The organism is Rhodocyclaceae bacterium, from assembly GCA_020248265.1.
Lineage (GTDB): Bacteria > Pseudomonadota > Gammaproteobacteria > Burkholderiales > CAIKXV01 > CAIKXV01.
This window is the reverse complement of sequence record JADCHX010000032.1, coordinates 18,810-40,836: the sequence shown is the minus strand read 5'-3', so window position 1 is coordinate 40,836 and position 22,027 is coordinate 18,810. Positions and strand designations below refer to the sequence as shown.

The following is a 22,027-nucleotide window of genomic DNA, read 5'->3' as shown; positions in this document are numbered from 1 at the left end:
GTGCAAGTACTCGATCTCTTCAAGCTTCCAGATCCACTCGCGTCTCTCAACGCTCACGAACCCTTCCACCCGCCTCTATCAAGCACCCACACCTATCGGCTGTAGTTTGTTAAAGAGCGTGCAGCGTTGCCGGGGTCCTGCGATGCACTGCTTCGTACTGCCCGGCTTTCGAAGCGATCAGAAACTGGCGTCTCGGGTGCTTCGTGTGCTGCAAAGAAGGTGAAGTATAGCGAGTGAATTCGAGTCGTCAAGCACTTTTCATCACGATGACACACTGATTTTCCAGACTCGTCGGTTCTCAGTTGTATTAATGAGACGAAACGAACGGGCCTGACGCGCTCAACCCAGGCGTATGCGCGCGAAACGACGCTTGCCCACCTGCAACAGCGCACTCGCCCCCTGGGCGAGCACACGGCCCTTGTCCTCGAGGCGTTCGCCGTCGACCTTCACGGCGCCCTGCCCGATCAGGCGGATCGCGTCCGAGGTGCTCGAGACGAGCCCGGCTGCCTTGAGCAGCGTGGGGATGGCCATGCCCGAAGCGCCGGCAGCGATCTCGATCTCGACCAGGTCAGCGGGGACTTCGTCACGACGGAAGCGGGCATCGAAGGCCTCGATCGCTGCTACCGCAGCTGCCTCTCCGTGGAAGCGGGTAACGATCTCGCGCCCCAGCTCGACCTTCACCTCGCGCGGGTTGCGGCCGTCGGCCACCTCGGCGCGCCAGCGTGAAATGACATCGGTGGGCTGCAGCGACAGGAGTTCGAGGTAGCGCCACATCAGTTCGTCCGAGATCGACATCAGCTTGCCGAACATGTCAGCGGGTGCGTCGGTGATCCCGATGTAGTTGCCCAGCGACTTGGACATCTTGTTCACGCCGTCCAGGCCTTCCAGCAACGGCATGGTCAGCACGACCTGCGGCGCCTGCCCATGCTGGCGCTGCAGTTCACGGCCCATCAGAAGGTTGAACGTCTGGTCGGTGCCGCCCAGCTCCACGTCGGCGCGCAACGCCACCGAGTCGTACCCCTGGACCAGCGGATAGAGGAACTCGTGGATCGCGATCGGCTGCTCGCTCCGGTAGCGCTTGCTGAAATCGTCACGCTCGAGCATCCGCGCCACGGTATGGGCGCCGGCCAGCCGGATCATGTCGGCCGCGCTCATCCGGTCGAACCAGGTGGAATTGAACGCCACCTCGGTGCGCGAAGCGTCGAGCACCCGGAACACCTGCTGCCGGTAGGTCTCGGCATTGGCGGCGACCTGCTCGCGGGTCAGCGGGGGCCGGGTCGCCGACTTGCCGGTCGGGTCGCCGATCATTCCGGTGAAGTCACCGATCAGGAAGATGACGTGGTGGCCCAGCTCCTGGAACTGCCGCAGCTTGGTGAGAAGCACGGTGTGGCCGAGGTGCAGATCCGGAGCGGTCGGGTCGAAGCCGGCCTTGACGCGCAACGGACGTCCGGTACGCAGCCGCTCCGCCAGGTCTACGCGCGAAATGAGGTCGACCGCCCCTCGCCCGAGCAGCGCCAGTTGCGACTCGACCGGGGCAGTGATGACTGCGGGCGAACCGACGGCAGCAGGGGAATCGTCGGCCACCAAGGGTGTATTGCTTTTCTGCTGGATATCCACGGCATTCCGCTGGTCGACGCCGACGCTGCGGCCTGGGGCCGGGGCGTCGGCAGGTTTTCTGTTAGTCTTCGGAAAAATTCAGGCGCATCAATGACTAAACCTACAGATCAGCAGTCGCGCTGGCGGATTCTAGCCGAAAAGGTTTTCAACTCCGGCCGTCGGCGCGGGTGGGCGCTCGTTGCCGCCATTCCGTTGTTCGGTGTGGCTGCTGCATTCGGCATAGCCCCCCCGACAGAGACCCGGCCGGTCGAACTGCGTTCGGTGATCGAATCGATCCAGTTGCCGACGCCGCAGGCGATCGACGATGGCCAGCACTTCGTACGCGAAGAACGCGTGGTTCGTGGCGATACGGTGTCCGCGATGCTCCAGCGACTCGACATCCGCGACCAGGCAGCACTCGAGTTCATTCGCAACGATCGCGCGATGCGGCCGCTGCACCAGCTTGCGCCGGGCCGCGCGGTTCGCGCCAGGACCGACATCGAGGGCGATCTGCACTGGCTCGAGTACGCGACCGGCCAGGGCACCGTGCTCCGACTCGAGCGTGGAGAGGGAAATCGCTTTTCCGCCGCAGAGCATCCGCTGGAACTCGAGCGTCGCATCGAGATGAAGTCGGGCCAGATCCGCAGCTCGCTGTTCGCGGCCACCGATGCCGCGAATCTCCCCGATGCGATCGCCACGCAGATGGCCGAGATGTTCTCTTCGGACATCGACTTCCATCGCGACCTGCGCCGCGGCGACACCTTCACCGTGGTCTATGAATCCTTTTACCACCGGGGCGAGCGGGTGCGCGTCGGCCGCGTGGTAGCCGCCGAGTTCCTGAATGGGCGCCGTGTCTTCCAGGGCGTCTGGTTCGAGACCGAGCCAGGCCAGGGCAGCTACTACACGCCGGGCGGCCTGAGCCTGCGGCGCGCATTCCTGCGTTCGCCGCTCGAATTCAGCCGGATCACCTCGGGCTTCAGCAATGCCCGCTACCACCCGATCCTCCAGGAGATGCGCGCGCACCGCGGCATCGACTACGCAGCGCCGATCGGCACACCGATCAAGGCGGTCGCCAGCGGCAGTGTCGATTTCGTCGGCCGACAGGGTGGCTACGGCAACCTCGTGATCCTGGCGCATGCGAACGGCGTGACGACGGTCTACGGCCACCTCAACAACTTCGCGCCGACGATACGCAAGGGCGCCCGCGTGAACCAGGGCGACGTGATCGGTACTGTCGGCATGACCGGCCTCGCCACCGGTCCGCACCTGCACTTCGAATTCCGGATCGCCGGCGTGCACATGGACCCGCTGAAGGTCGCGATGCCGGAGGCCCTGCCCATAACCAATGCCTTGCGTCCGGTGTTCGAACAGACCACCGCGCAGTACTCCGAGCAGCTGCGCGTGCTGCGCGGCTCGAACCTCGCGCGCCTCGAATAGGCGCCGCGCACGCGGGTCGCCTGCCGCAACCATCGACGGACGCATGGCCGGGCGGCTCTTCATAGGACTGATGTCGGGCACCAGCGTCGACGGTGTCGATGCGGTGCTGGCTGATTTCTCGGGTGCGCGGCCGGTCGTACTGGCGACGCACCACCGGCCGTTCGACGGCGAGCTGCGTGCCCGCCTGCTTGCACTGGCGCAACCGTTCGCCGGCGAACTCGATGCGGCGAGCGAGGTCGGACTGGAACTCGCCACGGCCTATGCCGAAGCTTCCCTGGCCGTCGCCGCGAGCGCCGGCGTGATGCCCGCCGCAGTCGCGGCGATCGGCTGCCACGGACAGACGGTGCGCCACCGCCCTGAACGCGGCTATACCTTGCAGATCGGCGCGCCAGCCTTGCTCGCGGAACGCACAGGCATTGCCGTGGTGGCGGATTTCCGCTCGGCAGACATCGCTGCCGGCGGGCAGGGCGCGCCGCTCGCGCCCGGCTTTCACGCCGCCGTGCTGGCCGACCCGATCGCCCCGCGCATCGTGCTGAACCTCGGCGGCATCGCCAACATCACCCGGCTGGTACCTGGCCAGCCGGTGACCGGCTACGACTGCGGACCCGCCAACATCCTGATGGATGGCTGGACGGAGCGCCACCTGGGCCAGCCGTTCGACCGTGATGGCGCATGGGCACGCAGCGGCCGCACACTCGCCCCGCTGCTCGCGCGGATGCTGGACGAGCCGTTCTTCGCGATGCAGCCGCCGAAGAGCACCGGCCGCGACCTGTTCGACCTCGGCTGGATCGACCGCCGGCTCGACGGCAGCGAGTCGCCTGCGGACGTGCAGGCGACACTGCTGGCACTGTCGGCAACCACGATCGCCATGGCCATCCGCTCGACCGTCGACGTACGCTCAACCGCGCTGGAAGTCGTCGCCTGCGGCGGCGGCGCGCGCAATACCGCCTTCATGGAAGCACTCGCGCTCCAGGTCACTCCGGCGCGAGTGCTGTCGTCGAGCGCATTCGGACTCGAGCCCGAATCCATCGAGCCGCTGGCCTTCGCCTGGCTCGCCTGCGCCCGACTGGATGGCAGGCCAGGCAATCTTCCGGATGTCACCGGGGCTTCCGGACCCCGGGTGCTGGGCGCGGTGTATCCCGCGCCGGCCTGAACGCAGGCGCAGTCAGGCGGAGAACGACGAACCGCAGCCGCAGGTGCTGGTGGCGTTGGGATTCTTGATCACGAACTGCGCGCCTTCGACACCCTCGCTGTAGTCGATCTCGGCGCCCTGCAGATACTGGAAGCTCATCGGGTCGACCAGCAGGGTCACGCCGTGCTTCTCGAGTGCGGTGTCATCCTCGGCGACGGCTTCCTCGAACGTGAAGCCGTACTGGAAACCCGAGCAGCCGCCGCCGCTGACGAACACGCGCAGCTTGAGGTCAGGGTTGCCTTCCTCGTCGATCAGCTGCCGCACCTTGTTCGCGGCGTTCTCGGTGAACACCAGCAGGTTGTTCATTTCGGTCACGGCATTCATGTTCGACTCCCGATTCAGGCGCCGCAGCGCCAGTGAATTGCATTATATGCGGCTGGAGTGCGCGACCTGCAACCCCCGCCGACGTCCGGACCTGCCAGGCCGCCTATTCAGCCGCTGCCGACTTGAACGAAACGATCTTTTCCGATCGCGCCTCTTCTGAATGCAGGAGCCGGCCCTGCAGGACGGCACCGAGGTGAATCTCGATCGTGCGGTAACTGACGTCCCCGGTGACCACAGCCTTCGGTTGCAGTTCGAGGTACTCGGCACCGATGATCGGCCCGACCACCGTACCGTTGACCACTACATGCGACACCCGGATCTCGCCCTCGACCCGCGCCTTCTCGGACAGCACGACCGTACTGGGCTTGTCGTCGACGGCAACGATGTCGCCGCGCACGAAGCCGTCGATGCGAAGGCCACCGCTGAACGTGATGTTGCCGTGGATGTTCGTGCCGGCCCCGATCAGGCAGTCGATGCGGGTCTGCGGCTTGCTGGCGGATTTGCTGAAAATCATTGAGGTCTCCCTGCGAAGATGCGGCCACCTGCGCCTTGCACGCCGCCCGACGATCGCACCGGTACCAACCGTGCGCTGAGGGTCAGGACACCAGTGCAGTCTGCGTTGCCTTCGGCTGTGCCGCTCCGTTCTCGAACACGCGCACCTCGAGGCTGCGCAGCAATGCATTGCCCGGGAGGCGAAAGGTGCCCTCCACCGGCTGGAACAGCTTGAAACTCAGTGCGGTCGACGTTGTCGCCCCACCGCTGGCGATCGGCAGCGAGAGCGCCAGCGGCTTGCCGTCCTGGACCACGTTCGCCACCAGTCTCAACTGCCCCTGAAACTCAAGATCGCCGGTCGCATTGTGCACGAGGGTCAGGCGGTAGCGATAGCCGTCCCCGTCGCGCTGCACCCGGAAACGACTGATGCTCACTCCGGGCGCCTTGCCGGCCTGAGCGAGCAGTGCCTTGAGAACGGCAGACTCATCGCGCGCCGACGCAGCCTCTTCGGCGAGCGTCTTCAACTGCCGGGTCATGTCGGTGCGCATGCCGGCATCGATCTTCAGCGCGCTCTCGCTGGCGGCGAGATCGGCGCGCAGCCGCGTGTTCTCCTGTTCGAGCGCTGCCACCCGTTCCTGCAGTTCGGCGAGCGTCTCGCCGCCGCCGCGGGCGGCAGGCGCTCCCAGGGTCAGCGACCAGACGAACCAGCAGCCGACCGAGACCATACCGATCACCGCAGCGATCCGCGCCCAGCGCCAGTACCACGCGAGGTGCATCTGTACCGCGACCTTCCGCGACGAGATGCCGAAATGGCGGCGGAACTTGCGCAGCAGCATCAGCCCGCTCCGGTGCGCCGCTGCCCTGCCCTGGATCCCGTGCAGTACATGGCGGGGTTCAGGGGAGCAGCGCGATCTGGGTGAGGCCTGCGTCTTCCGGCAGGTCGAACATCAGGTTCATGTTCTGCACGGCCTGGCCGGCAGCACCCTTCACCAGGTTGTCGATCACCGACAGCACGGTCAGGGTGTCACCGCCCTGCGGCCGGTGCACCGCGATGCGGCAGGTGTTCGCGCCACGCACCGACCGGGTGTCGGGCATGCTGCCGGCCGGCATCACGTCGACGAATGGTTCGCCGCGGTAGTGGTCTTCGAAAAGTTTCTGGAAATCGGCCTCTTTCGTGATGCGGGCGTAGAGCGTCGAATGGATGCCACGGATCATCGGCGTCAGGTGCGGGGTGAACACCAGCCCGACGTCTCCGCCCGTGACACGGCGCAGACCCTGGACGATCTCGGGATGATGCCGATGCCCGGAAACCCCGTAGGCCTTCAGGCTGTCGGACGCCTCGGAGAACAGCGTACCGACCTCCGCCTTGCGCCCGGCGCCGGAGACCCCGGACTTGCAGTCGGCGATCAGGTGCAACGGGTCGACCAGCCCGGCGGCAAGCAGCGGCTTGTAGCCAAGCTGCACCGAGGTCGGGTAGCAGCCAGGAAGACCGATGATGCGCGCGCTGCGGATCGCCGCGCGGTTGACCTCTGGCAGGCCGTAGACCGCCTCCTCCAGCAGCGCCGGGCACGCATGCGGCATCTTGTACCAGCGCTCGAATTCGGCCGGATCGCGCAGCCGGAAGTCCGCTGCCAGGTCGATCAGGCGCACACCCGCTTCCAGGAGGCCTGGCGCCGCATCCATCGCTACCCCGTGCGGGGTGGCGAAGAACACGACGTCGCAGTCGGTCAGCGCTGCCGAGGCCGGATCCGAGAACGCGATGCCGACCCGTCCGCGCAGGCTCGGGAACATCTCGGCCACCGGCATGCCGGCTTCCTTGCGAGAGGTGATCGCCCTGAGGTCGGCATTCGGATGGGCAGCCAGCAGGCGCAGCAGTTCCACGCCGGTATAGCCCGTGCCACCGACGATTCCGATGCGCAGGCGCCGGCCGGATGCGCCACCAGGCTCAGCCCGGCGGATATCCGTTGTCGTGTTCGCGGTCGTCATGGAAAACCTCCTGAGGTAGTCCTATGAAAAAAGCCGCCCGCAGGCGGCTTTTCCGGTTGACCGCCGTGGCAGCCAGCTACAGCGTCAGCGCTTCGAGAACTGCTTGGCACGCCGCGCCTTGCGCAGACCGACCTTCTTCCGCTCGACCTCGCGCGCGTCGCGTGTCACCAGCCCGGCCTTGCGCAGCGGCGGTTTCAGCTCCGCATCATATTCGATCAGTGCGCGGGTGATGCCATGGCGCACTGCACCGGCCTGCCCGGACTCGCCACCACCGTCGACGTTCACGAGGATGTCGAACGTGCCGATGTGGTTGGTCAGCACCAGGGGCTGACGCACGATCATGCGGCCGGTTTCGCGCGAGAAGAACTCGTCGACCGGCTTGTCATTGACGATGAACTTGCCGGTGCCACTGCTGATGAACACGCGGGCGACCGCGCTCTTGCGTCGGCCGGTGCCATAGAACTGTTTGTTCGCCACGGTGGTGACCTTTACTTGAGATCGATCGGTTTCGGCTGCTGCGCGGCATGCGGATGCGCTTCGCCCTTGTAGGCCTTCAGCTTCTTGATCATCGCGCGGCCGAGCGGACCTTTCGGCAGCATGCCCTTCACCGCCTTCTCGAGCACGCGTGCCGGATGCCTGGCCTGCAGTTTCTCGAAGGTCGTTTCGTAGATGCCGCCGGGAAAGCCGCTGTGGCGATAGTACTTCTTGTCGGTGGTCTTGCTGCCGGTCACGCGCAGCTTGTCGACGTTGACGACGACGAAGTAGTCGCCGGTGTCCACGTGCGGGGTGAAGATCGCCTTGTGCTTGCCGCGCAGGCGCAGTGCGAGCTGGGAGGCGAGGCGGCCGAGCGTCTTGTCGGCGGCATCGACTACATACCAGTCGTGCGTCGTGGTCTCGGCACGGGCGGAAAAGGTCTTCATGCGGGTATCCTGAAATCGGTCAGCGCCCGTGGTTCAAGGGAATCCAGTGACCCGGGTGCGCAGAGGAAAGCCGCGAATGATATGAGTTTCAGGTACGTGCTGTCAAATGTGAGGCTCAGCCACGGGTCCGGCCGGCCAGGCGCCGCGCGATGAGCGTATTCCTGACCGCCCTGCTGGCATCCCTGCTGCTGCCGCCGCTGTGCTTCATCCTGCCCGCGCTGGGCGGGCTGGCGCTGATGCGCCGCCACCGCGCTGCCGGCGCGTTGCTCGTGCTGGCAGCGCTCACGGCGCTGGCGGCCGCGTCGACCCCTTTCGTCGCCGACCGGCTGCTCGCCGCGCTCGAGACGCCACCCCTGCCGGCGCCACCCGCCCGGGCGCCGGAGACAACGCCGGGTGCGTCGGCAACGCAGGCAGCCATCGTGGTGCTCGGCGGCGGCCTCGGCCGGGAGTCGCCGGAGTACGGCACCGACACCGTCAACCCGCCGACGCTGGAGCGGCTACGCTATGCCGCCTGGCTGCACCGGCGCACCGGATTGCCGATACTGGTCAGCGGTGGCCGGCCGCTCGACACCCGGTTGTCCGAGGCCGACACCATGCGCGACGCATTGACGGCAGACTTCAATGCACCGCCACGCTGGGTCGAGGGCGATTCACTGAACACCCGCGAGAACGCGGTACGCGCCCAGGCCCTGCTCGCGGACGGCTCGATCCGCAGGATCTACCTCGTCACCCACGCCTGGCACATGCCGCGCGCGCGCCGGGCATTCGAGGAGGTCGGGCTCGAGGTGATCGCCGCCCCGACCGGATACGCGTCGATCACGCCGTCGCCGATGGCCTGGGTGCCCTCCGGGCAGGCGCTGCGCAACACTCACCTCGCGATGCGCGAATGGCTGGGTCAGGCCTGGTATCGACTAAACTCCGCCGTCCGGGGCTGACGGCGCGGTGGGCCTGGCCCGATCTGCAGCGAGACGGCGATGAAACTCAGGGTAAAGCTGGTCGAAGGCGTCACCTTCCTCGGCGAAAGCGAGTCGGGTCATGCCATCGTGATGGACGGGCCGCCGGACGGCGGTGGCCGCAACCTCGGGCCGCGGCCGATGGAGACCGTGCTGCTGGGCACCGGCGGCTGCACCGCCTATGACGTCGTGCACATCCTGCGCAAGGGGCGGCATGCGATCACCGACTGCGCGGTCGAGATCGAGGCCGACCGTGCGGACGAAGACCCGAAAGTGTTCACCCGCATCCATTTTCACTTCAAGGTGACCGGGCGCGGGCTCCGGCGCGAAGCGGTCGAGCGGGCGATCCACCTGTCGGCCGAAAAGTACTGCTCGGCGTCGATCATGCTGGCGAAGACCGCCTCGATCACCCACGACTTCGAGCTGATCGAGGCGGCGTAGCCGGTTTCAGACCCAGTACGCGCTGCCGGTCATCACCTTCGAGGTGACGCGCATCGCGGTGGCGATCGGCTTCGGGAGCTTCGCCGCACCGTACGCGATCGCCTGCCGCGCATGCTGGATCTCGTCGCGCCGCATCTGTTCCAGGATGACCCGACTGCGGCCGTCGTTCGCCGGCAATGCGCCAAGGTGCTGGTCGAGGTGGGCCTCGACCTGCCGCTCGGTCTCGACGACGAAGCCGAGGCTCCAGCGGTCGCCTGCAAGGCCGGCGACCGCGCCTAGCGTGAACGATCCGGCATACCAGAGCGGGTTCAGGAAGCTCTGATGGGCCCCGAGCTCACGCAACCGGTCGCGCGTCCAGGCCAGATGGTCGCCCTCTTCCCGAGCCGCGTGCAGCAGTGCCTCGCGCCTGGCCGGGTCGCGCGCGGTCAGCGCCTGCCCGGAGTACAGGGCCTGGGCGCAGACTTCGCCGGAATGGTCGACCCGCATCAGCGCGCCGGACTTGCTGCGCTCTTCCGGCAACAGCTCGGTGAGGTCTTCGCCGGCAGCCGGCGATGGCCGCGACGGGTGCGCGACACCGGACAGCGTGCGCAGTGCACGGTCGAATTCCACGATCCAGCGGTCGGCCAGCGACAGCATCGGCAACTCCTCAGTCGAACAGTGCGCGCAGCTGGGTGCCAGGGTCGGGGGCACGCATGAAGGCCTCGCCGACCAGGAAACCGTACACCTCGTGGGCGCGCATCGCATCCACATGCGATCGATCGAGGATACCGCTCTCGGTGACCACCAGCCGGCCGTCGCCGATCTGTCGCAGCAGGCCGTAGGTGGTATCGAGCGAGGTCTCGAAGGTGCGCAGGTCGCGGTTGTTGATGCCGATCAGCGGCGTTGCCAGGCGCAGTGCCCGTTCCAGTTCTGCGGCATCGTGCGACTCGACCAGCACCGCCATGCCGAGCGACTGCGCGATCGCCTCGAACGCCTGCATCCGCGCATCGTCCAGCGCGGCGACGATCAGCAGGATTGCGTCGGCACCGGCTGCACGCGCTTCGTAGACCTGGTACTCGTCGAGGATGAATTCCTTGCGCAGCACCGGCAGCGAGCACGCCGCGCGCGCCTCGGTCATGTATGCCAGCGTGCCCTGGAAGTACTGTTCGTCGGTGAGCACCGACAGGCAGGTTGCGCCACCGCGCTCGTAACTGCGGGCGATCTCGGCCGGGCGGAAGTCTGCCCGGATCACGCCGCGGCTCGGGCTGGCCTTCTTGATCTCGGCGATCACCGCCGGCTGCCGTGCCTCGACCCGCGCGCGGATCGCGCCGGCGAAATCGCGCGCTGGCGCGGCGCCGGAGGCACGCGCCTTCACCTCGGCCAGCGGCACCGCCGCGCGCGCCTGCGCGACCTCGACCGCCTTGGTCTGAAGGATGCGGGCGAGGATGTCGGGAATGTCGGGGGTGTTGTTCATGCTGCGGCCTGGCGCGAGAACGCAACCAGTTGCTCGAGCTTCGCCTTCGCTGCGCCGGAGGCGATCCGTTCCAGCGCGCGCCGGACGCCGGCTTCGAGCGACGGCGCCAGCCCCGAGACGTAGATCGCCGCGCCGGCATTGAGCGCGACGATGTCGCGCGGTGCCCCGGGCCGGTTGTCGAGCACGCCAAGCAGCATCGCCTTCGCCGCCTCGACCGAATCGACCCGGATATCGGCGATCGTAGACACCTCGAAACCGAACTGTACCGGGTTGACCCGGTACTCGATGACCTTGCCGTCGCGCAGCTCGGCGACATCGGTGTTGCCGGTGATGGTGATCTCGTCGAGCCCGTCCGCGCCGTGCACCACCATCACATGCCGACTGCCCAGTGCATGCAGCACACGGGCCTGCAGCCCGACCAGCTCGCGGCGGAATACGCCCATCACCTGGTTCGGCGCGCCGGCGGGATTGGTCAGCGGGCCGAGGATGTTGAACATCGTGCGCACGCCGAGTTCCTTGCGCACCGGGGCGGCGTGCTTCATCGCCGCGTGGTGGCTGGGCGCGAACATGAAGCCGACGCCGACCTCACGGATCGAGCGTGCGACCATCGCCGGATCGAGCCCGAGGTGCACGCCCAGTGCCTCCAGTACGTCTGCACTGCCGCACAGCGAAGACACCGACCGGCCGCCGTGTTTCGCGACATGTGCGCCGGCCGCCGCGGCAACCAGCGCCGAGGCGGTGGACACGTTGAACGTGTGCTGCGCGTCGCCACCGGTGCCGCAGGTATCGACCAGGTTTGCGACGCCGGCGACATCGACCCGGGTCACCAGTTCGCGCATCACCGATGCCGCGCCGGCGATCTCGTCGACCGTCTCGCCCTTGGCGCGCAGCGCGACGACCAGCCCCGCGATCTGCGCCGGCGTCAGTTCTCCCTGCATCACCTGGCGCATCAGCAGCACCATCCGGTCGCGGTCGAGGTCGCGCCGCTCGATCAGCGCGGTCAGTGCTTCGGAATAGGTCATCGCGGTTTTTTCTTGTATGTGCGCCGCGGCGGGCGGCAGGATCAGGCGGTCGTCTTGAGAAAATTGGCCAGCAGCGAGTGGCCGCACTCGGTGAGGATCGACTCCGGATGGAACTGCACGCCCTGGACTGGTAGCGTCCGATGGCGAACTCCCATGATCTCGCCGTCCTCGCTGGTGGCGGTGACCTCGAGCACATCGGGCAGCGACTCGCGTTCGATCACCAGCGAATGGTAGCGCGTCGCCAGGAACGGACTCGGCAACTGCTCGAAGACGCCCAGCCCTTCATGCCGGATCGCCGACGTCTTGCCGTGCATCACCTGCCTGGCATGGACGATCTTTCCGCCGAAGGCCTGCCCGATCGACTGGTGGCCGAGGCACACGCCGAGGATGGGTACCTTCCCGGCGAAATACCGGATGGCCTCGACCGATACACCCGCCTCGTTCGGCGTGCAGGGCCCGGGCGAGACTACCAGGTGTGTCGGCCGCAGCGCCTCGATCCGGTCGACCGTGATCTCGTCGTTGCGGAACACCTCGACCCGCTGTTCCAGTTCCCCGAAGTACTGGACGAGGTTGTAGGTGAACGAGTCGTAGTTGTCGATCATCAGCAGCATGTCCGCTCCATCCCCTTGAATTCACAGCGATCCGTAAGAAGCCATGCGGGTCTGGCCCGCCTCCGGCCGCGTTCAGGCGCGGCGGCAGTCCGGCCGCCATCGGCGGGCAGTGCGGGAAGCAGGGCGGTCCATCGGGGTCGACATTCGCCAAGGTTATCACGCTGATGCATGGGTCCAGACCGCTTGCGGCCAGCCCCCCCTCGCCCGACTCAGCCAAGGGGATGTCCGATGCGCCCGCACGCCAGACCGGGCTTGAGGCATGATCGTCAGCGGACTTCTGCACATGCGGGGATGGCCAGTGAGACTCGAAGACGAACGCGAAAGCAGCAATGTAGAGGACCGGCGCAGCGTGCGCGGCCTCGGCGGTGCCGGCAGGGGCATCGGCATAGGCACGGTCGCCATCGCGCTGATCGCGATGCTGATGGGCGCCGACCCTTCGACGGTGATCTCGCTGCTCACCGGCGGCGGGCAGGGCGCGCCGCAATCGACGCAGCAGTCGACACCGATCGACGACGAGGCCAGCCGCTTCGTGCGGCGCGTGCTGGCGAAGACCGAAGACACCTGGGGCGCGATCTTCAAGGCGAGCGGTGTGCAGTACCGGGAACCCACGCTGGTACTGTTCAGCGGCGCGACGCGCACCGCCTGCGGCGTCGGCGAGACGGCGATGGGTCCTTTCTACTGCCCGGCGGACGAAAAGGTGTACATCGACCTCGCCTTCAACCGTGAACTCGCGACGCGCTTCGGCGCGCCGGGCGAGTTCGCCCAGGCCTACGTGATCGCGCACGAGGTCGGCCACCACGTACAGAACCTGCTCGGCATCGCGGCCAAGGTACAGGAGGTGCGTTCGCGGGCAAGCGCACGCGACGCCAATGCGCTCTCGGTACGGCTGGAACTGCAGGCCGATTGTTTCGCGGGCGTCTGGGCCCGCACGGCCGACGAAATGAAGGCCTTCCTCGATCGCGGCGATATCGACCAGGCCCTGCGCGCCGCCGCGGCCATCGGCGATGACCGCCTGCAGCAGCAGTCGGGCGGCCGCGTGGTACCGGACTCGTTCACACACGGCTCTTCCGAACAGCGCAAGCGATGGTTCAACCGCGGCTTCGAGACCGGCAGCGTGAAGGCCTGCGACACGTTCAGCAGCCGGAGCCTGTAGCGGGCTGGGGATCCGGCGACTGCGGGGGGCTGGGGGTCCGGGGGCTGGGGGTCAGGTCTTGAGTTTTGCAGCAGGGGGCTGGGGGTCAGGTCTTGAGTTTTGCAGTAAATGCAAAATTCAAGACCTGACCCCCAGCCCCGCTGCCGCTAGCGCGGCGTCACGCCAGGGATCGGGCTGTCCAGCCCGCACAGCGCCATCTCGGCGGCTCGCAGCACCGCGCGCGCCTTGTTCTGCGTCTCGCGCCATTCGCTGGCCGGATCGGAGTCGGCGACGATGCCCGCCCCGGCCTGCACATGCAGCATGCCGTCCTTGAGCACCGCGGTGCGGATGGCAATCGCCATGTCCATGTCGCCATGGAAGCCGAGGTAGCCGACCGCGCCACCGTAGATGCCACGCCGTGTCGGCTCGAGTTCGTCGATGATCTCCATCGCGCGCACCTTCGGCGCGCCGGACAGCGTCCCCGCCGGGAAACTCGCGCGCAGCACCGAGAATGCATCGAGCCCAGGCTTCAGCGTGCCCTCGACATTCGACACGATGTGCATCACGTGCGAGTAGCGTTCGATCGCCATGTTCTCGGTGACCTTGACGGTACCGGTTGCGGCGACGCGGCCGACATCGTTCCGGCCGAGGTCGACGAGCATCACGTGTTCGGCACGCTCTTTCGGGTCGGCGAGCAGTTCGGTCGCCAGGGCCTCGTCGCGCTCGCGCGTGTCGCCACGGGGCCGGGTGCCGGCGATCGGGCGCACGGTCACCTGCCCGGACTCGAGGCGTACCAGGATCTCGGGCGATGCGCCGACGACATGGAACCCGCCGAAGTCGAACAGGAACATGTACGGCGAAGGGTTGGTCGCGCGTAGCGCACGATACAACGACAACGGCGATGCATCGTACGGCTGGCTGGTGCGCTGCGACAGCACGACCTGCATGATGTCGCCGTCGACGATGTAGCGTTTCGCACGGTCGACCACCTCGGCGAATGCATCTTCGCTGAACTCGGACGTGGCACGCGTGGGTTCATGCGCGGCGGCCTCGGGGATACGCACGGGCGTACGCAGCTTCGCGAGCAGTTCCGCCAGGCGCTGCTGGCCGCGCATGAACGCGCCGTCGCGCCGCGGATCGACGTAGACGACCAGGAAGATCTTGCCGCGCAGGTTGTCGAACACGGCCACTTCATCCGACAGCAGAAGCAGGATGTCCGGCGTACCGATGGGATCGGGCTTCACCGTACTGGCAAGGCGCTTCTCGACGTAGCGCACCGTGTCGTAGCCGAAATAGCCGACCAGCCCGCCGCAGAAACGCGGCAGCGCCGGCTCGGGCGCGACTTTCAGGTGCGAGAGGTAGGTGCGCACGAACTCGATCGGATCGTCGGTCTCGACCTGCTGGCGCGTCATCGTCCCGCTCAGGTCGCGGCAGATACGACCGATCACCTCTACGCGGTCTTTGGCGGGCAGGCCGATCACCGAGTAGCGGCCGAACCGTTCGCCACCCTGAACCGATTCGAGCAGGTAGCTGTTCGGCGCGTTGGCGAGCTTGAGGTAAGCCGAAAGCGGCGTATCGAGGTCGGCAAAGGTCTCGAGGTACAGCGGGATCCGGTTGTAGCCCTCGGCCGCCAGCCGGTTGAATTCCTGTTCGTTCATCAGGGTCCCTGCACCAGCCCGTCGACTTCCGTCAGGCTGTCCACTATAGCATCGGCATCTATGCTGCGCAGGTCGGCGCCTTCGCGGTAACCGTAGCTGACGCAGATCACCGGACAGCCGGCGCGGCGAGCTGCGAGCGCATCGTTGGCGGAGTCGCCGATCATCACCATCGCGCCCGGTTCGACGCCGATCAGCCCGGCGGCATGCAGCAGCGGCGCCGGGTCGGGCTTCTTCACCGGCAGCGTGTCGCCAGCCACCAGCACGGGGAAATAGGGACGCAGTCCGAGCCGGTCGAGCAGGATGTCGGCGAAGCGGCCGGACTTGTTGGTCACGCAGCCGAGCCTGAAGCCGCGCTCGACCATCCGGTCCAGACCTTCGAACACGCCTGGATAGGGCGCGCAGTTCCACGCGACGGTATCGAAGTAATGCTTCTCGTAGACCGGCATCGCCGTGGCGAACAGGTCGGCATCGGGTTTGCCGTCGGACTTGCGCGTCAGCACCCGCTCGACCAGCTTCGCGATGCCCTTGCCGACATAGGTCTCGACCTCAGACTGCGGCAGCGGCGGCAGGCCGAGTTCGACCATCATCCGGCGCGCAGCCTCGGACAGGCCGGGGATGCTGTCGACCAGCGTGCCGTCGAGGTCGATCAGGATCGCGCTCGCGCGGATCATGGCTGTGTCACCGTCGCGAGTTCGCCGCGCATCGCCGCGATCACCTTCGCATAGTCGCTCGCGCCGAAGATGGCCGAGCCGGCAACGAAGGTGTCGGCGCCGGCGCGCGCGATCTGCGCGATGTTCTCGATCTTCACTCCGCCATCGACCTCGAGCCGGATGTCGCGGCCGCTGCGCGCGATGCGTTCGCGCGCAGCGCGCACCTTCGGCAGCACCGCCGGATTGAACGCCTGCCCGCCGAAGCCGGGATTCACCGACATGATGAGTACCAGGTCGATCTTGTGCATCACATACTCGAGCGCGTCGAGCGAAGAGGCCGGATTGAACACCAGTCCCGCCTTGCAGCCGTGGTCGCGGATCAGGTCGATCGTGCGGTCCACATGGTCCGAAGCCTCGGGATGAAAGGAGATCAGGCTGGCGCCCGCCCTGGCGAAATCGGGTACGATCCGGTCGACCGGGCTGACCATCAGGTGCACGTCGATCGGAGCCTGAGTCAACGGCCTTATCGCCTCGCACACCAGCGGACCGATAGTCAGGTTGGGGACGTAGTGGTTGTCCATCACGTCGAAGTGGATCCAGTCTGCGCCCGCCGCGAGCACGTTGGTGACTTCTTCTCCCAGGCGGGCGAAGTCGGCGGAGAGAATGCTCGGTGCGATCAGATGCATGGTTCAGCCCTGGATGGTCAGCCGACATAGTTTATCCGACAGGACATCGACCGCCTTGAAGAACAATTACGACATCACCGTCGCCGCGAAAAGCGTCTTCATTCCTGAGCAGTCGGACGAGTCGGCATCGCGCTTCGTGTTCGCCTACACCATCACGATCACGAACACCGGCGGCATGCCGGCGCAACTGCTGTCGCGGCACTGGATCATCACCGACGCAAACAGCCAGATACAGGAAGTGCGCGGCCCCGGCGTCGTGGGCGAGCAGCCCACGCTCGAGCCGAAGCAGAGCTTCGAGTACACGAGCGGCACCGCACTTGCGACGTCAGTGGGGACGATGCGGGGCACCTACCAGATGGTCGCCGAGGACGGCACGCGGTTCGATGCCGACATCCCCGAGTTCACGCTGTCGGTACCGCGGGTCCTGCACTGACATCCATCGACTGAGCCGCGGCCGCCGACATTCGCTCACCGTCCCGGCGGCCGCCGGTCGTCGTCGCGCTTCTTGCGGGGCAGTGTCCACCAGACGATGAACACCAGCAGGCCGAGCGCGACCGCAGCTTCGAACAGCAGCAATGCGAATCCAGCATCCATCAGGGTTCCCGAAAACAATGACTGACTGCCGCCGCACCGGCCTGCTGGCTGGCTTTCTCCTGCTGCTCGGTGGTTGCGCGACGCCGCCGACCGCGCCGTCCGCGCCGCCACAGGCCACGGTACAGCCGGCGCCGCTCGACGGCGCGCCGGCGGCCGCACCGCCATCGGCAACCCTGGCGGCGCCGAAGCAGCCCGCCCCATTCTCGCCGATCCGGCATGAGCCGGTGGCGTGGAAGGCGCTGCCCGGATGGCAATCGGACCGCGTGCACGAAGCATGGCCGGCGTTGCGCGAGAGCTGCCGGGCACTGGTCTCCCGCCGTGCGGCAGCGCCCTGGCTCGAAACCTGTCGCGCAGCCGACGCCATGCCACAGGCGGACACCCTCGATACGCCCCGCGTGCGAGCGTTCTTCGAGCGCCACTTCCAGCCGTACCGCCTGATCGCAGTCGATACCGACGGTACCGAGAAGGGCAGTGGCCTGATCACCGGCTACTACGAGCCGCTGCTGCGCGGCAACCGCACTCGCGATGCACGCTACCGCTACCCGTTGTACGGCGTGCCCGACGACCTGGTGACGGTCGACCTCGGCGACCTGTATCCGCAACTCAAGGGGCAGCGTGTACGCGGCCGCCTGGAGGGCCGAAGGCTGCTGCCCTACTTCTCCCGCAGCGACATCGACCGCGGCACCGCGAGCCTCAAGGGCCGCGAACTGCTGTGGGTGGACGATCGCCTGGACGCCTTCTTCCTCGAGATCCAGGGCTCGGGACGCGTGCAGCTGCCCGACGGTACCGTGGTGCGGCTGGGCTATGCCGACCAGAACGGCCATCCGTACCGTGCGATCGGACGCACGCTGGTCGAGCGCGGCGAACTATCGCTCGAGGAGGCGACGATGCAGGGCATCCGCAAGTGGGCGACCGCAAATCCGGACAAGGTCACACCGATCCTGCATTCGAACCCGAGCCGGGTGTTCTTCCGGGAACTGCCGCCGCAGCCCGCCCCCGCAGGCAATCCGAACGGCAGCGGGCAGTCAGCCGCCAGTGGCCCGCCCGGCTCGCTCGGCGTGCCGCTCACCCCGATGCGCAGCATCGCGATCGATCCCCGTTCGGTGATGCTCGGTACGCCAGTCTGGCTGGTCACCCGGGACCCGCTCGATGGCGAGCCGATCGAGCGCCTGACCTTCGCACAGGACACCGGCGGTGCGATCGTCGGCACGATCCGGGCCGACCTGTTCTGGGGCTTCGGGACGGCTGCAGGGGAATCGGCCGGCCGGATGCGCGAGAACGGTTCGATGTGGCTGCTGCTGCCGCGCGGGATGAAGCCAGGGCGGCCCTGAGCCCCGCGCAGGCGGTCAGCGCGGGCCGAGCTCGAACACCACGACCGTCTGGACCTTCGAGTGCACCGGACGGCCGCCCTTGATGCCCGGCGCGAACGGCGCAGACCGGAAAGCCGCCAGCGAAGACTCCTCGAAGAAGCCTGGCGGGTCTGCTCGCACCACCGAAGCATCGACCACCCGCCCGGTAGCGTCGATCGACAGCGCGAGCGTCACCCTTCCGGACACGCCGCGCAACTGCGCGTTGAGCGGGAATACCGGATCGACCGGGCCCAGCGGGCGCGGCAGCACATCGAGGTCACGACCGGTGTACCAGTTGGGGGCGGCCGCTCCGGCGCGTTCGGGACCAGCCTGTGGCGCGGGGTCAGCAGGCCGGGGCGTGGGCTCGACCGGCTCGCGCGGCAGCAGGGCAGGAGAAGTCTCCGGCACCGGTGCCGGAGCCACCATCGGCACCGCACCGGGCGCGCCCTCGGCGGGCATGCTCGAAGTCTCCGGCTGCGCATCGGCCAGCGCGAGCACGCCCTGTACGAGCGGGTCGGACGCCGGTGCCAGCCGTGCGGTGATCGACGCAGGCCCCTGGGCCGGACGCCGTCCGCTGTCGAATCCCCAGTCGAGGCCGAGCAGCAGGTGCAGCAGCAGCGACGCGACGATGAAGGCCGCGAGCCGGCGTTCGCCCTGCGCCAGCGGCCACGCATCGCCGCGCGGATAGCCGGCGCCCGCGAACCCGCTCAGCGCGACCAAGCGCCCGAGGCAGCCGCCATGGCTGCGCCTACTTGCGCGGGGCCTTCGCCGCAGCCGCGATCGCCAGCTCGAGCTGTTCGACCGGCAGCGCCCCACGCAACCGCGTGCCATCGGACAGGAAGATGGTCGGCGTCGACTTCACGTTGTACTTCTGGCCGAGCCTCAGCACCTCGTCGATCGGCGCCTTGCAGTTGGCCGCCGCCGGTGCGATCTTGCCGGTGGTCATCACTTCGTCCCATGCCCGCGAACGATCCTTCGAGCACCAGACCGCACGCGACTTCTCCACCGAATCGGGCGGCGAGATGATCGGATACAGGAAGGTGTAGATCGTCACGTCGTTCAGCTTCGCGAGCTGGCTGTGGAACTGCCGGCAGAAGCCGCAGTTCGGGTCTTCGAAGGTCGCGATCACGCGCCGGCCATTGCCCTTGACGGTCTTCACCGCCTGGGACAGCGGCAACTCGCGGAACGCGATCGGGCCCTGCAGCCGCGCCTCGATCTCGTCGCGCCGGGCCTGGGTGATGTTGCTCCATGTCTTGGTCTCGATCAGACTGCCGTCGACCACGAACGTGAACTTCTCGTCGGTGTAGAACACGGTACCGTCGATCACCATTTCGAGCAGCCCCGGGAACGGGGTCTTCGTGATGCTTTCGACCTTCGCATTCGGGAACTTCTCGCCAATCGCCTTGCGGATCAGCTGCTCCTGGGCTCCTGCCGACAGCGGCAGTGCGGACGACAGCGCAAGGAAGCAGGCGGCGAGCCAGCGACAGGTTCGGAAGAGCTTCATCGATGTTTTTTCCGTAGGTACAGGGGCTGGAAGAGGCGACATGCCCTGAGTATCGTCGCATGCCGCCGCACCTGTGCGGCGCCAGGCCGACATGCGGCGTGCCTGAGCGTGCGAACGGCGGGCGTTCAGTCCATCGCGGCAGCCATCAGCTCCCGCTTGAGCAAGGGCGTCCGGTCGACCCATCCCATGCCGAAGTTGCGCAGGCGGGCCACGCCGGGCAGCGTGGACGAGAACAACCTGAACAGACCGTCCGTTGCGAATCGCATCGTGGCGATCGGTTCGGCGCGCCCGCGCTGGTAGCGCCGCAGCAGACCGAGGTCGCCGGGATCCGACTGCGGACCGCGCGCGGACAGCACGGCGGACAGTTCCCGGCAGTCACCGAAGCCGAGGTTCATCCCCTGCCCGGCCAGCGGATGCACGGTATGCGCGGCATCGCCTACCAGCGCCACCCGCGGACCTACCAGCTGCGACACGCGCTGCAGGCGCAGCGGGAAGCCGCAGGCGGGCGCCAGCGCCTGCAGGCTGCCAGCCTCGCCGCCGGCGACCCGTGCCACCTCGCCGGCCAGCGCCTCGAGCGGCAGGCCGAGCAGCCAGGCCGCATGCGCGTCGGCACACGACCAGACCATCGAGCGCAGGTCGCCGGGCAGCGGCAGCAGCGCCAGCACCGCGTCGCCGAAGAACCACTGTCGGGCCACGCCGTGGTGCGGCACAGCGCACCGGAAGTTCGCGACCACCGCGGTATGGCCGTAGTCGCGCCGGTCGACGGCAATACCGGCCAGCTCGCGCACGGTCGATCCGGCCCCATCGGCTGCGACCACCAGCGGCGTGCGTAACGTCGTACCGCCGGACAGGCCGACCGATGCCGTACGCTCGCCGACACGCAGGTCGACCACCGGACCGGCGATGCGGGTGACCGTATCGCCCCGGGCTGCAACCGCCCTTTCCAGCGCGCACGCGAGGTTGGACGACTCGCAGATCACCGCCAGCCGCGGCATGCGGGCATCGTGGCTGTCGAAGCCGATACCCGAGCGGCCATCGTCGCCACTGACCCGCATCGCGGTCACGTCGCAGGTCCGCGTGCCGTCCACCCCACGCCAGGCACCGACCGAAGACAGCCATTCGATGCTGCCCGGGCTGACCGCGTAGACCCGGCTGTCCCAGCCGGGCGCTGCGCCAGGGGCCGCCGCCGGGCCGGCATCGGCGCCCGGCGCCGCCACCCAGCAGACGCGCAGCCCGGCCTCCGTGAGTCCCAGCACGGCAGCGGCACCGATCAGGCCGGCACCAACGACGACCGCATCGGGTCGGGATGCCGACCCTGCGGCGGAAAAAGAAACAGCCATCATTGCGCCCTCCATTGACTCGATCGGCGGGCGAACCTAAAATCCGCACCCCCGTGGCGAATTAGCTCAGCGGTTAGAGCAGCGGAATCATAATCCGTTGGTCCGGGGTTCAAATCCCTGATTCGCCACCAAGTATTCCGGAGACCCGGTCCATTATCCAGGTCGCTCAGTCCGTCTGCCGCACGGCATGCCGCTCAGGCCGCCGCACGGGCAGCTCCGTTGTCCGGGGGCTGTCCGTCGGCCCTGCCACGTCTTGGCAACGCGCCTTGCATGAGCGGCGCGGCATGCTGTCGCTGCTCGCGCTGCTCCTCTGCGCCGTGGCGTTCTCGCCGGCGGAGGCCAGGGCACAGTTCCAGCGTAACCTGCCTGCGGGCGGCGTGGTCGGCGTCCTGGCTGCGAATCCGACCTTGCCGCTACCGATGGTGCAGATCGACTCAAGGGCGTTCCGCATGGCACCGGGCGGCATCATCGTCGACCAGAACAACCGCACCATCCTGCATGCACAGATTCCCCCCCGAGCTGCCGCCTACATCTTCTTCGACGGCAATGGAGACGTCCAGCGCATGTTCCTGCTGACGCCGGACGAACTCCAGCGGCTGCGTGCGCGCTGACCGCCCCCGCCCGCCAGGCGCCGACGGCACGTCCGCGCCTGAGCCCGGCAGGCCGATGACCCGTCCGCCCTCCAGC

General features: G+C 67.5%; 25 protein-coding genes and 1 tRNA gene. 9 read left to right on the top strand and 17 right to left on the bottom strand.

Annotation, left to right across the window (positions count from 1 at the left end):
- Window positions 1-339: 339 nt before the first annotated feature.
- Entirely contained in the window at window positions 340-1,542 is a 1,203-nt protein-coding gene (locus tag ING98_21260; GenBank protein ID MCA3104402.1) for a tyrosine--tRNA ligase, read from the bottom strand.
- 165 nt (window positions 1,543-1,707) lie between these two features.
- Here ING98_21260 and ING98_21255 point away from each other — a divergent pair, with 165 nt between their 5' ends.
- Window positions 1,708-3,033: a M23 family metallopeptidase gene (locus ING98_21255; protein ID MCA3104401.1), complete on the top strand. Its 1,326-nt coding sequence runs from the start codon at window positions 1,708-1,710 to the stop codon at window positions 3,031-3,033.
- A 43-nt stretch (window positions 3,034-3,076) separates the two neighbouring features.
- Window positions 3,077-4,186 (top strand): anhydro-N-acetylmuramic acid kinase, encoded by a 1,110-nt coding sequence (locus ING98_21250; GenBank protein ID MCA3104400.1) that lies wholly within the window; start codon window positions 3,077-3,079, stop codon window positions 4,184-4,186.
- 12 nt (window positions 4,187-4,198) lie between these two features.
- Here ING98_21250 and erpA read toward each other — a convergent pair whose 3' ends face one another.
- The 6 genes from erpA to rplM all read right to left on the bottom strand — a co-directional run bounded on the left by erpA (window position 4,199) and on the right by rplM (window position 7,947).
- Entirely contained in the window at window positions 4,199-4,549 is a 351-nt protein-coding gene (gene erpA, locus ING98_21245; protein MCA3104399.1) for an iron-sulfur cluster insertion protein ErpA, read from the bottom strand.
- Window positions 4,550-4,652: 103 nt separating this feature from the next.
- A complete protein-coding gene (locus tag ING98_21240) occupies window positions 4,653-5,063 on the bottom strand; it encodes a polymer-forming cytoskeletal protein (GenBank protein MCA3104398.1) in 411 nt (136 codons plus the stop codon).
- Window positions 5,064-5,145: 82 nt separating this feature from the next.
- On the bottom strand, window positions 5,146-5,877 hold the full coding sequence (locus ING98_21235) for a hypothetical protein (protein ID MCA3104397.1): 732 nt from the start codon (window positions 5,875-5,877) through the stop codon (window positions 5,146-5,148).
- Between the two features lie 58 nt (window positions 5,878-5,935).
- Window positions 5,936-7,027, bottom strand: coding sequence for an N-acetyl-gamma-glutamyl-phosphate reductase (locus ING98_21230; GenBank protein ID MCA3104396.1), 1,092 nt, complete (start codon window positions 7,025-7,027; stop codon window positions 5,936-5,938).
- An 84-nt stretch (window positions 7,028-7,111) separates the two neighbouring features.
- Window positions 7,112-7,504 (bottom strand): 30S ribosomal protein S9, encoded by a 393-nt coding sequence (rpsI, locus tag ING98_21225; protein ID MCA3104395.1) that lies wholly within the window; start codon window positions 7,502-7,504, stop codon window positions 7,112-7,114.
- A gap of 11 nt (window positions 7,505-7,515) precedes the next feature.
- Complete coding sequence (gene rplM / locus ING98_21220; GenBank protein ID MCA3104394.1) at window positions 7,516-7,947, bottom strand: 50S ribosomal protein L13; 432 nt, start codon at window positions 7,945-7,947, stop codon at window positions 7,516-7,518.
- Between the two features lie 149 nt (window positions 7,948-8,096).
- Between rplM and ING98_21215 the strand changes: the two genes are divergently transcribed.
- Together ING98_21215 and ING98_21210 are read left to right on the top strand one after the other, a co-directional pair.
- On the top strand, window positions 8,097-8,882 hold the full coding sequence (locus ING98_21215; GenBank protein MCA3104393.1) for a YdcF family protein: 786 nt from the start codon (window positions 8,097-8,099) through the stop codon (window positions 8,880-8,882).
- A 39-nt stretch (window positions 8,883-8,921) separates the two neighbouring features.
- Window positions 8,922-9,341, top strand: coding sequence for an OsmC family protein (locus ING98_21210; protein ID MCA3104392.1), 420 nt, complete (start codon window positions 8,922-8,924; stop codon window positions 9,339-9,341).
- 6 nt (window positions 9,342-9,347) lie between these two features.
- Here ING98_21210 and coq7 read toward each other — a convergent pair whose 3' ends face one another.
- From coq7 to ING98_21190, 4 genes are read right to left on the bottom strand one after another with little or no spacing between them, the layout of a single operon-like run.
- A complete protein-coding gene (coq7, locus tag ING98_21205) occupies window positions 9,348-9,977 on the bottom strand; it encodes a 2-polyprenyl-3-methyl-6-methoxy-1,4-benzoquinone monooxygenase (protein ID MCA3104391.1) in 630 nt (209 codons plus the stop codon).
- A 10-nt stretch (window positions 9,978-9,987) separates the two neighbouring features.
- Window positions 9,988-10,776 (bottom strand): indole-3-glycerol phosphate synthase TrpC, encoded by a 789-nt coding sequence (gene trpC / locus ING98_21200; protein MCA3104390.1) that lies wholly within the window; start codon window positions 10,774-10,776, stop codon window positions 9,988-9,990.
- 14 nt (window positions 10,777-10,790) lie between these two features.
- A complete protein-coding gene (trpD, locus tag ING98_21195; GenBank protein MCA3104389.1) occupies window positions 10,791-11,816 on the bottom strand; it encodes an anthranilate phosphoribosyltransferase in 1,026 nt (341 codons plus the stop codon).
- A gap of 41 nt (window positions 11,817-11,857) precedes the next feature.
- Window positions 11,858-12,427: an aminodeoxychorismate/anthranilate synthase component II gene (locus ING98_21190; protein ID MCA3104388.1), complete on the bottom strand. Its 570-nt coding sequence runs from the start codon at window positions 12,425-12,427 to the stop codon at window positions 11,858-11,860.
- A 298-nt stretch (window positions 12,428-12,725) separates the two neighbouring features.
- Between ING98_21190 and ING98_21185 the strand changes: the two genes are divergently transcribed.
- Window positions 12,726-13,580: a neutral zinc metallopeptidase gene (locus ING98_21185; protein MCA3104387.1), complete on the top strand. Its 855-nt coding sequence runs from the start codon at window positions 12,726-12,728 to the stop codon at window positions 13,578-13,580.
- Between the two features lie 146 nt (window positions 13,581-13,726).
- On the opposite strand, the gene ING98_21180 is transcribed toward ING98_21185, so the two are convergent.
- From ING98_21180 to rpe, 3 genes are read right to left on the bottom strand one after another with little or no spacing between them, the layout of a single operon-like run.
- On the bottom strand, window positions 13,727-15,217 hold the full coding sequence (locus tag ING98_21180; protein MCA3104386.1) for an anthranilate synthase component I: 1,491 nt from the start codon (window positions 15,215-15,217) through the stop codon (window positions 13,727-13,729).
- Complete coding sequence (locus ING98_21175; protein ID MCA3104385.1) at window positions 15,217-15,888, bottom strand: phosphoglycolate phosphatase; 672 nt, start codon at window positions 15,886-15,888, stop codon at window positions 15,217-15,219. Before ING98_21175 ends, ING98_21180 begins: the two co-directional genes overlap by 1 nt.
- A complete protein-coding gene (rpe, locus tag ING98_21170) occupies window positions 15,885-16,553 on the bottom strand; it encodes a ribulose-phosphate 3-epimerase (protein ID MCA3104384.1) in 669 nt (222 codons plus the stop codon). The genes ING98_21175 and rpe overlap by 4 nt, the downstream gene beginning before the upstream one ends.
- Before the next feature lie 13 nt (window positions 16,554-16,566).
- On the opposite strand from rpe, the gene apaG reads away from it, so the two are divergent.
- Together apaG and ING98_21160 are read left to right on the top strand one after the other, a co-directional pair.
- Window positions 16,567-16,986, top strand: coding sequence for a Co2+/Mg2+ efflux protein ApaG (gene apaG / locus ING98_21165; GenBank protein ID MCA3104383.1), 420 nt, complete (start codon window positions 16,567-16,569; stop codon window positions 16,984-16,986).
- Window positions 16,987-17,164: 178 nt separating this feature from the next.
- Complete coding sequence (locus ING98_21160) at window positions 17,165-18,478, top strand: murein transglycosylase A (GenBank protein MCA3104382.1); 1,314 nt, start codon at window positions 17,165-17,167, stop codon at window positions 18,476-18,478.
- Window positions 18,479-18,493: 15 nt separating this feature from the next.
- Here the strand turns inward: ING98_21160 and ING98_21155 are convergent, their stop codons facing one another.
- The 3 genes from ING98_21155 to ING98_21145 form a co-directional block, all read right to left on the bottom strand.
- Window positions 18,494-19,216 carry a TonB family protein gene (locus ING98_21155; GenBank protein ID MCA3104381.1) on the bottom strand — a complete coding sequence of 241 codons (723 nt, stop codon included), beginning with the start codon at window positions 19,214-19,216 and terminating at the stop codon, window positions 18,494-18,496.
- Window positions 19,217-19,244: 28 nt separating this feature from the next.
- Entirely contained in the window at window positions 19,245-20,000 is a 756-nt protein-coding gene (locus ING98_21150) for a DsbC family protein (GenBank protein ID MCA3104380.1), read from the bottom strand.
- A 125-nt stretch (window positions 20,001-20,125) separates the two neighbouring features.
- Window positions 20,126-21,343, bottom strand: a complete 1,218-nt coding sequence (locus ING98_21145; GenBank protein MCA3104379.1) for an FAD-dependent monooxygenase — start codon at window positions 21,341-21,343, stop codon at window positions 20,126-20,128.
- Window positions 21,344-21,395: 52 nt separating this feature from the next.
- On the opposite strand from ING98_21145, the gene ING98_21140 reads away from it, so the two are divergent.
- Window positions 21,396-21,471, top strand: a tRNA-Met gene (locus ING98_21140).
- A 153-nt stretch (window positions 21,472-21,624) separates the two neighbouring features.
- Window positions 21,625-21,951 carry a hypothetical protein gene (locus tag ING98_21135; protein ID MCA3104378.1) on the top strand — a complete coding sequence of 109 codons (327 nt, stop codon included), beginning with the start codon at window positions 21,625-21,627 and terminating at the stop codon, window positions 21,949-21,951.
- Window positions 21,952-22,027 lie beyond the last annotated feature (76 nt).